Source organism: Arthrobacter ruber, from assembly GCF_002954225.1.
GTDB classification, from domain to species: domain Bacteria; phylum Actinomycetota; class Actinomycetes; order Actinomycetales; family Micrococcaceae; genus Arthrobacter_D; species Arthrobacter_D ruber.
Genome location: NZ_PPTH01000015.1, coordinates 76,947 through 87,892, shown reverse-complemented (window position 1 = coordinate 87,892; position 10,946 = coordinate 76,947). Strand labels below are relative to the sequence as shown.

Below are 10,946 nucleotides of genomic sequence, written 5' to 3'. Positions count from 1 at the left end.
GAATCAGACTGCTCGCTTCCGCAATCTGCGCCGCTCGCGCTCGGAGAGCCCGCCCCAGATGCCGAAGCGCTCGTCGTTCTCCAGCGCGTACTCGAGGCACTCGGACTTCACCATGCACGCACCGCAGACCTTCTTCGCGTCGCGGGTGGAGCCGCCCTTCTCGGGGAAGAAGGCCTCGGGGTCGGTCTGGGCACACAGGGCGTCGGCCTGCCACGACAGTTCGCCGTCGTCGTCCACGTTCCCGGGAGCGATGGGCAGACCTGTCCAGCCGGGCTGCGTGGTGGGAGCCGGCGGACGCACGTCCTCGCGCACGCCGGGCAGGATGCTGTAGGACCCGGGGTTCCCGGAGGGGAGCACGAACAGGCTGCTGGGGCCCTCGTCCATGTCGGGAAGGGCAGCGAGCGCCTCGTGGGCTGCCAGGAAGGCCGTGGCCTGGTCCTCGAGGGGGGACCGCATTCCCTCGCGGTACCGCTCCCCTGCCAGCGGATCCGCCGGGTCGAGGAACCAGTCGGCAGGAACGCCCCTCGAGCCGTAGCGGGCGGATGCCTGCGCTGCGATATCTGGTCGTGCGTGAGTGCGTTCAGCCTGCCCCATGGATAGCCCTTCCGGTGTTTCTGTTCCAACATCAGCAGGGGTCGACGCTCGCGCCCCGCTGCCGGAACCAATCCGATGACTAATTACACGGGTGTAAGTCGATTTTCGTCAAGTGGCGGAGGGGATGATATAGATTCGCTAGCGCTGAATCACGGCCGCCACGCCGATCGTACTACCTGTCTTCGTCGGCGCGTCCAAGTAGTCCTTCATCGAGCGGAAGAGGCCCATCATGCCACAGACACCTGCCGGCATCCTTACCGGGATGAGGTCGGTCAGCCCGTCCTCCCCCCGCCTCGTCTGGCACGGAGGGGACGGCCGGATCGAACTGTCCGGCCGCGTCTTCGACAACTGGGTGGCCAAGAGCTCCAACCTCCTCGTCGACGAACTCGACGCCACCGACGGCAGTCTCGTGTCCTTCGACCTGCCGGTCCACTGGAAGTCCCTGGCGCTCGCGTTCGCGTGCTGGCAGGTGGGTGCGCTCGTGGTCCTCCCCGACACCGACACCGACACCGACACCGACACCGATATCGTCCTGTCGTCGCGCGCGGCCGGCGCCGTCGAGCCCCCGCGCCTGCTCGCCTGTGTGGCGCTCGGTTCGCTGGCGCTGCGCTGGGACGGTCCCTTGCCGCAGGGCGCCGTGGACTTCGCCGCCGAGGTGCGCTCGCACGGTGACGTCTACCTCGGGCAACCGCGCGACGACGTCGGCGCAGCCCTCGTGCTCGCCGGGGGCCGGACGCTGACGGCCCAGGACCTGCTGGCCTCCATCGCGCTGCCGACCGGGACGGGACCCGTGGCCAGCGCCTCGGACGCGACGGCGACCGCCGTCGGCGGCCAGGACGGGCTGACCCTGCTGCTGGAGCCCGGCGCATCGCTCGGGCGCGCCCTGGCTGCGGCGCTGGCCGTCTGGGATTCCGGCGGCGTGCTGGTCCTCGTCGAGAACGGAGTCCCGGTCACCGACCGCATGCTGGCCGGCGAGCGCGTCACCGGGCGGCTGGGGGCTACCTGACCGGCGGATGCCCTACTGGTCGGCCGGGGACTGCCTGGCCGGCCGGCCCACCGGCACTGCCGGCGCTTCCGGCTCGGACGCGCGTGCCGAACCGCCCGGGTGGAGGATCTCCTGGTCGTGGCTGAACTCGGGCTCGGCGTCGAGCTCGACGTTGAACACCCAGAAGCGGTAGGCCACGAACCGCACCAGGGTGGCGAGCACCGTACCGAAGATACCGACGACGAACAGGGAGCTCGGCTCGGTGACGTCGAAGGCGTACTTCGCGACCCACACGCAGCCGGCGGCGATACCCATGCCGATGACGTTGATGAAGACGAACATGAGGAGCTCGCGGGCGGCATTGGGCTGGCGGCGCCGGCGGAACGTCCAGTAGCGGTTGGCCACCCAGGCGAAGATCGTGGCGATACCGGCCGAGACGAAGCGCGCCTTGACCTCGCTGCCGCTCATGGGCCCGTGGATCAGGTACCAGTACAGCCCGTTGTCGATGACGAAGGCCACTCCGCCCACCGCGCCGAACTTCGCCACCTCGCGCCAGAAGAGGGATGCGAGGCCCCTGAGCCTGTCCATGAGTCCTGCCACTGCGTACCTCCGCGGTCGTTGTGCGAACGCCGCCGCAGGGCATGGCGTCCCGGCGCGTGCAGGACGCACCGCGACAGGGGCCGGCTGAGCGAGCCACCCATGCCGACCTTTGCGTGGCGTGTTTCGCCCTTATTTTACGGGGTCGGGCCCGCGGCGGGGTCTGGAAGTCGCGGATGTGCACCTGGGAGCTTCCCGGGAAGGGCTCCGGCGTCCACCGGAGGTGACGGGATACACCGGCAGGACACGCGAGGCGGGACACGCAAGGACATGCAGGAACACGCAGGAACACGCGGACGATGGCCGGGCCCGCCGTCGCCGTGGGTACGCTGTAACGGTGACTTTTCCCGTGATAGGCGTGATCGGCGGCGGCCAGCTCGCCCGGATGATGGCCGGACCCGCCGTCGAACTCGGTCTCGAACTGCGCGTCCTGGCGGAGGGCCCCGACGTCTCCGCGGTGGCAGCCGTAGCTCATTCGCACGTCGGTGACTACCGCGACCTCGCGACGCTGCGCGCCTTCGCCGCGGGCGTGGACGTCCTGACCTTCGACCACGAGCACGTACCGGGTGATCTGCTGGAGGACCTGGAGCGCGACGGCGTGTCCATCCACCCCTCGCCCTCGGCCCTCCGCCACGCGCAGGACAAGCTCGTGATGCGGCGCGCGGTCGAGGACCTGGGGCTGCCCAACCCCGCGTGGCGGGCGGTGCGCACCCCTGCCGACGTCGACGCCTTCGCGGCCGCCACGGGATGGCCCGTGGTCCTGAAGACGCCGCGCGGCGGATACGACGGCAAGGGCGTGCTCGTGCTGCGCGACGCCGCAGGCCTCGCCGGCGCGCAGGACTGGTTCACCGGCGGGGACCTGCTCGTCGAGCAGTTCGTGCCCTTCAGCCGCGAGCTCTCGGTGCTCGTGGCGCGGCGCCCCTCCGGCGACGCCGTGACCTGGCCGGTCGTCGAGTCGATCCAGGTGGACAGCGTGTGCAACGAGGTCCTGGCCCCCGCCCCGGACCTGCCGGACGAGGTGGCCGACGCCGTCACCTCGGCCGCGCTGCGGCTCGCCGAGCGCCTCGGCGTCACCGGTGTCATGGCGGTGGAGCTGTTCGAGACGCCGGGCGTGGGGGTCGGCTACCTCATCAACGAGCTCGCCATGCGTCCCCACAATTCCGGTCACTGGACCATGGACGGGGCCGTCACCGGCCAGTTCGAGCAGCACCTCCGCGCGGTGCTCGACCTCCCGCTCGGCGCGACACACGCGGTGGGGCAGCACACCGTGATGAAGAACGTCCTCGGCGGTGCCAACACCGACATCTACGCCGCCTACCGGTCGGCGTTGTCCTCAGGCCCGTCCGCTAAGGTGCACTTCTACGGCAAGGACGTCCGTCCGGGCCGCAAGATCGGCCATGTGAACGCACTGGCGGCCCCGGGTGAACCGCTCGCCGCCGTGCGCGCGAGGGCCTCGAGGGTTGCCGCGATACTCCGCGACGGCACCACCCCGAACGACTCCGCCACGGTTCGACCGAAGGGAATGCAGTGACGAACGCGCAGGTAGGCCTCGTGATGGGCTCGGACTCGGACTGGCCCGTGATGGAGGCCGCAGCCGCCGCGCTGGCCGAGTTCTCGATCCCCTACGAGGCCGACGTCGTGTCGGCCCACCGCATGCCGACCGCCATGATCGAGTACGGCACGACGGCGCACGAGCGCGGCCTGCGTGTGATCATCGCCGGCGCCGGCGGAGCGGCACATCTCCCGGGCATGCTCGCCTCCGTGACCCCGCTGCCCGTGATCGGCGTCCCCGTCCCCCTGCGCCACCTCGACGGCATGGACTCGCTGCTCTCGATCGTCCAGATGCCCGCGGGCATCCCCGTGGCCACCGTCTCCATCGGCGGCGCCCGCAACGCCGGGCTCCTCGCCGTCCGCATGCTCGCCGCCGGCACCGACGGGCAGGCGGCGGCGCTCCGCGCGCAGCTCGTCGAGTTCTCCGGCGCCCTCCGTCGGACCGCGGAGAACAAGGGCGCCGCCCTGCGCGCGTCCATCGCGGCATCGACTGCGGAGGACGCATGATCACCGGCACCCGCATCAGCGATGCCGGCAGCACCGGCAGCACCATTGCCGGACTGACCGATCCCGTCCGCCACCCGCAGACCGCGTCGCCCGAGGTGCGCACCAAGCGCGCCTTCGTCCTGCTCGCCATGACGCTCGTCCTGCCCGGTTCCGCCCAGGTGGTCGCGGGCGACCGCCGGCTCGGTCGCCGTGCGCTCAGGACCACGTTCGCGTGCTGGGCGCTCCTGCTCCTCGGGCTCGTCCTCGCGCTGACCAACCGCACGCTCGCGGTCGGCGTCGTGACCCACCGCTGGTGGTCGCTCGCGCTGATCGTCGCGCTCCTCGGGATCGCGCTGGCCTGGGCACTGCTCTTCGTCAACACCCTCCGCCTCATCAGGATGCCGTTGCTCGATCGCGGTGTCCGGCCGCTCGTGGCCGGCACCCTGGCGCTCCTGATGGTCCTCACCAGCGGATCGCTCGCCTACGGCGCCTATGTGCTGGGTGTCGGCCGCTCGACGGTGGGCTCGATCTTCCAGTCCGGCCCCGCGTTCGACCCCGTGGACGGACGGTACAACTTCCTGCTCATGGGCGGCGACGCCGGCGAGGACCGCACCGGCCGCCGTCCCGACAGCATCTCCGTGATCAGCGTCGACGCCGAGACCGGCGCGACCGTCACCTTCAGCATCCCCCGCAACTTCCAGAACGCGCAGTTCTCCGAGGACTCCCCCCTCTGGGAGCCCTACCCCGACGGTTACAACTGCGGTGATCCGTGCATCATCAACAGCCTCTACACCGACGTGGCCCAGAACTACCCCGACCTGTACCCCGGGGCGGCGGACCCCGGGGCCGAGGCCATGATGGACGCCGCGAGCGGCGTGCTCGGCATCGAGGTGCAGTCCTACCTGCTCGTCGACATGGACGGGTTCGAGCAGCTCGTCGACGCCATGGGCGGTATCCGGATCGATGCGGGCGGCTGGGTGCCCATCACCGCCGGCGAGATCCCCGGCTCCTTCCCCATCCGCCACTATCCGCCGGACGGCTGGATCAAGCCCGGGGTCCAGACCCTCGACGGCTACCACGCCCTCTGGTACGCGAGGTCCCGCGAGTTCGTCACCGACTACGACCGCATCGCCCGCCAGCAGTGCGTCCAGCAGGCGATGATCGCGCAGCTCGATCCCGCCACCGTCCTGACGCGCTTCCAGTCGATCGCGGCGGCCGGCACGCAGATCGTCGAGACGGACATCCCCCAGGACCAGCTGGCGAGCTTCGTGGACCTGGGCCTGAAGGCGCAGGGGCAGGAGACCCGGCGCCTGACCATCGGTCCTCCGGACTTCGGCACGCCCGCGGAGAACTTCGTGACCTACCCGGACTTCGACCTCATCCACGAGCGCGTGCAGGGGATGTTCGCGGCGGCCGAGCCCGCCGCGGACGGGGTCCTGCCGCTGGATCGCGCGGGCCTCGTCGGGACGGTGCCCGCGCAGACCACCGGCGACGGCGTCACCGAGGAGTACCTGCAGGAGCTGGCGACGATCGGCGACGACGCGACGCTCGGCGACCTGCTGGCGAACAACGGCCAGTGCTCCCCCGCCTGACCCGCACCGCCCCGCACCTGCCCTCCTGACCCGTCCCGGCCCGCCGGCGGACGGGGTCCGGACGGCCCGCCCGACCAGCCGAAGGACCCGACGATGTATCTCCTCGAGAACCCCCTCCGCCCCTACGCCTGGGGATCGCCGAGCGCCATCGCCGACCTGCTGGGACGGGAGCCGTCGGGCGGGCCCGAGGCGGAGCTCTGGGTCGGGGCACATCCCGACTCGCCGTCGCAGGCGCTCCGCGCCGACGGACGGCAGCAGGGCCTGCACGAGCTGATCGGGGAGGACCCGCGGGCACTCCTCGGCGAGCCGGTCGCCGACCGCTTCGACAACCGGCTCCCGTTCCTCCTGAAAGTGCTCGCGGCCGGCACGCCCCTGTCCCTGCAGGTGCACCCGAGCCTGGAGCAGGCGGCCGCGGGGTTCGACGCCGAGGAGGAGCGCGGCGTCCCCCGCGACGCCCCGCACCGCAACTACCGCGACCGCAACCACAAGCCCGAGATGATCTACGCCCTGACCCCGTTCGAGGCGCTCTGCGGGTTCCGCCCCCTGCCGGAGGCGGCGGGGATCTTCTCGGTCCTCGCCTCCGCCGTCGAACCGGGCTCACCGGCCCACGACCTCCTCGACACCGTCGCCGCGCATCTCGCCTCGGGTGACGACGAGGCGCTCCGGCGGTCCTTCACACTGCTGCTCGAGGCGTCCGAGGAGATCGTCCACGAGGTCGAAGCCGCCGCCGGACGCGCCGGGGTGGACGCTTCCGCGACCGGGCCCTCCGTCACCGACGATCTCGCGACCATCACCGAACTCTCCGGCCAGTACCCGGGAGACCCGGGCGTCCTCGTGGCCCTGTTGCTCAACCGCGTGGCCCTGCGGCCCGGGGAGGCCCTGTACCTGCCGGCCGGGAACGTCCACGCCTACCTGCGCGGGCTGGGCATCGAGGTCATGGCGTCCTCGGACAACGTCCTGCGAGGCGGTCTGACACCCAAGCACGTCGACACGACCGAACTGCTCGCCACCGTGGTCTTCGAGCCGCTCGCACCCCCCTCGCTCGCCGCCGAGTACACGCTCCTGGACCAGGAGCTGTACCGCCCGCCGTTCGACGAGTTCCAGCTCCAGCGCATCGTCCTGGAGGACGCCGCGGCGGGTCCGCGGGGCGAGTCCGGTGACGCCGCCGACGACGGCAGGGCGGACAGTGCCCTGCCTGCGGGCGAGAGCCTCACCCCCGCGCACGTGCCGGTGGTGCAGAACGGGCCCGTGGTGGTCCTGGCCGTCAGCGGACCGATCCTCCTCGACACCCCGAACTCCACCCTCATGGTTCCGCGCGGCGGCAGCGCCTTCGTCGCGGCGTCGGAGGCGCCGCTCGTCGTCCGTCCGGCAGCCGACCACGCCGGGGCGACGGACGGCCCCGTGCTGGCGTTCGCCGTGACGGTCGGCGGCGCGCCCACCCTCTAGGGCACGTCCACGACGTGCCCGGACCCGGACAGGGGCCGGGATGCCCTACGAGCGGCCGCGCACCTGCCGCACCCTGGTGATCGCCCGGCCCGCCTGCCGGCGCGCGAGCTGCATGCCCCGCTTGGCCACCGGCAGGGCACGGCTGAAGAGCGGGTAGAACGGCGAGAGCGGCAGGTCCCATGTACCCGCGAGCTGGTCCTCGTGCTGCGCCCAGCCCATCTTGAAGCGGGACACGCCGTCGTTGAGGAGCCCGTTGAAGTCGTAGCGCTCCACGCCGCGTGCCTTCATCTCCTGGATGGCGAACCACTTGAGGGCGTAGTTGGCGCGCAGCCGCTCCCCCTCCTCCGTCATGCCGCCGTAGAGCTCGAAGGACGTGGTGCCCGTCGCCGAGATCCAGAGGAAGGCGATGACGTCGTCGCCGGAGAAGGCCGCGTAGACCGGCGAGGCGTCCCCGAGGTTGTCGAAGATGTCGAGGTAGTAGGAGTCCTCGTGGATCCCGAAGCCGGCGCGCTCGGCGGTGAGCCGGTACACGTCGAGGCAGGCGCCGATCTCGCCGCGCACCACGCGGCGGATCTCCAGCCCCTCCCGCCCGGACTTGCGGATGTACTGGCGGTGCTTCTTCGTCATGTCCGCGAGCAGCTCCTCCTCGGAGCGTCGCAGGTCGAGGATGAGCGTGCGCCCGATGAGGATGGTGTTGGTGCTCGCGCGCCAGCCGGCCGCCGGGAGGGCGCGGACCGCGCTGCTCGCAGCGTCCCAGTCGGGTTCGATGGACAGCGCCACCGAGTGGTGCGCCGCACGGACATAACCGGCGACGGCCTCGAGGACCTCGATCTCCCGCCCCTCGGCCGTTTGGGGCCCGCGGGGGATGTACGCGAGGTTCCGCAGCGGCCCCGGCAGCGACTTCAGGACGAGCTGGGCCGCGCCGACGACCACGCCGTCCTCGGTCACGATCACCCGGTCGGCGCTCCAGCCGTGCGCCGCCTTCGTCTCCCCCCATCCCCACAGCTGCTGGGGATGCCCGCCCAGCTGGTCGACGGTGGTGTCCCACCGGTCACGGTCGAAGCAGGGCGAAACGGAAAGGCTCATCCGACCAGCCTATAGGGGCGCGCTCCCGCCGCCGAGCCGGGCGCGCGCCGCCAGGGGCTCGGCGGGGAGCGGTCCCCCTAGTCCTTGACGCGGGCGTAGGTCTCCCACTTGTGGGCCTGGTGCTCGCCGTCGACCACGCGGATGGTGCCGGACTTGGAGCGCATGACCATGGACTGGGTGAGGACCTTGTCCTTGCTGTAGCGCACGCCACGCAGCAGGTCACCGTCGGTGATGCCGGTCGCGGCGAAGTAGCAGTTGTCGCTCGTGACGAGATCGTTGGTGGACAGGACGCGATCGAGGTCGTGCCCGGCATCGAGGGCTTTCTGCTTCTCGTCATCGCTCGTGGGCCACAGCCGGCCCTGGATGACCCCGCCCAGGGACTTGATCGCGCACGCCGCGACGATTCCCTCGGGGGTCCCGCCGATGCCCATCAGCGCGTCCACGTCGGTGCCCTCGCGGGCCGCGGCGATCGCACCGGCGACGTCACCGTCCATGATGAACTTCGTGCGCGCCCCGGCGGCGCGGATCTCCTCCACGAGGGGCTTGTGGCGGTCGCGGTCCAGGATCATGACGTTGAGCTGGCTGACCTTCTTGCTGTTGGCCTTGGCGATCAGGTGGAGGTTCTGCTTCACGGGCAGGCGCAGATCCACCATGTCGGCTGCCTCGGGCCCGGTGACGAGCTTCTCCATGTAGAACACGGCGGACGGGTCGAACATGGAGCCGCGCTCGGCGACCGCGAGCACGGCCAGGGCGTTGTTGATGCCCAGCGCCGTCAGGCGGGTGCCGTCGATCGGGTCCACGGCGACGTCGCACTCGGGTCCGCTGCCATCGCCCACGTGCTCGCCGTTGAAGAGCATCGGGGCCTCGTCCTTCTCGCCCTCCCCGATCACCACGACGCCGTTGAAGTGCACGGTCTGCAGGAGCGAGCGCATCGCGTCCACCGCGGCGCCGTCGGCGAGGTTCTTGTCCCCGAAGCCCACCCAGTGGCCGCCGGCGATCGCCGCGGCCTCCGTGACGCGGACCAGTTCGAGGGCGAGGTTCCGGTCCGGCTCGTCATCCCCGACGGCCAGCGCCGGGGAGAGGGTGGAGTACTGGGCGTTGGTGGCGTTCTGGGACACGTCTATCCTCATCGTCGAAGGTTCACAGGCAGTACGCGGGCGTGGTGGCCGCCTGCAGTCATCATAGGCGGGTCCGGCGGCCCGCCGCCCGTGATGCTGCGAACTCTCCGGCCCGTGCATCGCCTCCCGGTTAGGTGCCGTGGCCCGCATCAGGGAAAATGGAGGAGTGAGCGAACCAGGCGACGAGCGGACCCCCCCGGCCACCCAGGCGGACCTGGACGACGACGCGCCCCCGATCACGCTCACGCCCAACCAGGCCAAGCGCGCCAACGCGACCGCGCGCGGGATGCTCATCGCGACGGGCGCGACGATCGCCGTCGTGCTCCCCGTCTACTTCCTGAATCCCACCTACACCGCCGAGACCTACCGCCGCGACATCGATGTCGAGACCGTCGCACGCCAGGCGGCCGGGGACGCCGGGTACCTGCCCGCCGCACCCGCCCTGCCCGATGACTGGTCCTCGAACTACGCGCGCTGGGTGACCGGCCGCAGCGACGGCGTGGACTTCTGGGAGGTCGGGTTCCTGACCGCGGACACCGGCTTCATCCAGCTCACGCAGACCGACGACGCCAATCCCACCTGGGTGGCCCAGCGGATCGGCGACGCGCAGGTCTCGGGCACACGCACCATCGGCGGGCTCGAGTGGGAGCTGCTCGACTCCCCCGACGGCGACACCGTCCTGAGGTCCGACGTCGACGGCGCCACCGTGATCCTCAACGGCGAGGCGTCGCTCACCGAGTTCGACACCATGGGTGGTGCCGTCGTGGAGGACATCCGGCAGAACGCCGTCGAGGAGGCCGAACGCCTGGCGTCGGACGGCGCCTGAACCCGGACCGGCCCGTAGCAGTACAGTGGTCGGCGTGACCCAGCAACTGACACCGGCCGACGCATGGCTCCGCCTGCAGGAGGGCAACGCCCGCTTCGTCGCCGCCGACTCCTCCCACCCCAACCAGGACGCCTCCCGCCGCGCCGCGCTCGTGGACCGGCAGAACCCGTTCGCCGTGATCTTCGGCTGCTCGGATTCGCGCCTGGCCGCCGAGATCATCTTCGACCTCGGGCTCGGTGACGTCTTCGTGGTCCGCACGGCCGGCCAGGTGATCGACGACGCCGTCCTCGGCTCCCTCGAGTACAGCGTCGGCGTGCTCGGCGTGCCGCTGATCGTGGTCCTCGGGCACGACAGCTGCGGCGCGGTCACCGCGACCATGAACGCCGTCGAGACCGGCGCCATGCCCACCGGCTTCATCCGGGACCTCGTGGAGCGGATCACGCCGTCGGTCCTCACCGCGCGCCGCGCCGGTGTCACGGACGTGAACGCAACCGTGGTCGAGCACACGCGGCAGACCTCGCAGCGGCTGGTCGACTCCTCGCGTGTCATCGCGGACGCCGTCTCCCGCGGGGACGTCGCCGTCATCGGCGTCTCCTACCGACTGGACGAGGGCAAGGCCGAGCTCGTGTCAGGATTTGGCACCTCGGAGAGCTGAAGGCGAGAAT

Annotated in this window: 11 protein-coding genes; 7 read left to right on the top strand and 4 right to left on the bottom strand. The window is 71.1% G+C overall.

The window, feature by feature from the left end; genetic code table 11:
* Window positions 1-3: 3 nt before the first annotated feature.
* Window positions 4-594, bottom strand: coding sequence for a WhiB family transcriptional regulator (locus CI785_RS07060; RefSeq protein ID WP_105031380.1), 591 nt, complete (start codon window positions 592-594; stop codon window positions 4-6).
* Between the two features lie 229 nt (window positions 595-823).
* On the opposite strand from CI785_RS07060, the gene CI785_RS07055 reads away from it, so the two are divergent.
* The gene (locus CI785_RS07055; protein ID WP_105031379.1) at window positions 824-1,600 is read left to right on the top strand and encodes a TIGR03089 family protein; all 777 of its coding nucleotides are present in this window, start codon (window positions 824-826) and stop codon (window positions 1,598-1,600) included.
* 12 nt (window positions 1,601-1,612) lie between these two features.
* Here the strand turns inward: CI785_RS07055 and CI785_RS07050 are convergent, their stop codons facing one another.
* The gene (locus CI785_RS07050) at window positions 1,613-2,167 is read right to left on the bottom strand and encodes a GtrA family protein (RefSeq protein ID WP_105031378.1); all 555 of its coding nucleotides are present in this window, start codon (window positions 2,165-2,167) and stop codon (window positions 1,613-1,615) included.
* 346 nt (window positions 2,168-2,513) lie between these two features.
* Between CI785_RS07050 and CI785_RS07045 the strand changes: the two genes are divergently transcribed.
* The 4 genes from CI785_RS07045 to manA all read left to right on the top strand — a co-directional run bounded on the left by CI785_RS07045 (window position 2,514) and on the right by manA (window position 7,251).
* Window positions 2,514-3,707 (top strand): 5-(carboxyamino)imidazole ribonucleotide synthase, encoded by a 1,194-nt coding sequence (locus tag CI785_RS07045; RefSeq protein WP_105031377.1) that lies wholly within the window; start codon window positions 2,514-2,516, stop codon window positions 3,705-3,707.
* A 23-nt stretch (window positions 3,708-3,730) separates the two neighbouring features.
* Window positions 3,731-4,234: a 5-(carboxyamino)imidazole ribonucleotide mutase gene (purE, locus tag CI785_RS07040; protein WP_105031639.1), complete on the top strand. Its 504-nt coding sequence runs from the start codon at window positions 3,731-3,733 to the stop codon at window positions 4,232-4,234.
* Entirely contained in the window at window positions 4,231-5,805 is a 1,575-nt protein-coding gene (locus CI785_RS07035) for an LCP family protein (RefSeq protein ID WP_105031376.1), read from the top strand. The genes purE and CI785_RS07035 overlap by 4 nt, the downstream gene beginning before the upstream one ends.
* A 93-nt stretch (window positions 5,806-5,898) precedes the next feature.
* Window positions 5,899-7,251 (top strand): mannose-6-phosphate isomerase, class I, encoded by a 1,353-nt coding sequence (gene manA / locus CI785_RS07030; protein ID WP_105031375.1) that lies wholly within the window; start codon window positions 5,899-5,901, stop codon window positions 7,249-7,251.
* A gap of 45 nt (window positions 7,252-7,296) precedes the next feature.
* Here the strand turns inward: manA and CI785_RS07025 are convergent, their stop codons facing one another.
* Together CI785_RS07025 and glpX are read right to left on the bottom strand one after the other, a co-directional pair.
* Window positions 7,297-8,337, bottom strand: a complete 1,041-nt coding sequence (locus CI785_RS07025) for a lipid II:glycine glycyltransferase FemX (RefSeq protein ID WP_105031374.1) — start codon at window positions 8,335-8,337, stop codon at window positions 7,297-7,299.
* Between the two features lie 77 nt (window positions 8,338-8,414).
* Window positions 8,415-9,467 carry a class II fructose-bisphosphatase gene (gene glpX / locus CI785_RS07020; RefSeq protein WP_105031373.1) on the bottom strand — a complete coding sequence of 351 codons (1,053 nt, stop codon included), beginning with the start codon at window positions 9,465-9,467 and terminating at the stop codon, window positions 8,415-8,417.
* 154 nt (window positions 9,468-9,621) lie between these two features.
* On the opposite strand from glpX, the gene CI785_RS07015 reads away from it, so the two are divergent.
* Together CI785_RS07015 and CI785_RS07010 are read left to right on the top strand one after the other, a co-directional pair.
* Entirely contained in the window at window positions 9,622-10,281 is a 660-nt protein-coding gene (locus tag CI785_RS07015; protein ID WP_240615055.1) for a DUF4245 domain-containing protein, read from the top strand.
* 34 nt (window positions 10,282-10,315) lie between these two features.
* Complete coding sequence (locus CI785_RS07010) at window positions 10,316-10,936, top strand: carbonic anhydrase (protein ID WP_105031637.1); 621 nt, start codon at window positions 10,316-10,318, stop codon at window positions 10,934-10,936.
* Window positions 10,937-10,946 lie beyond the last annotated feature (10 nt).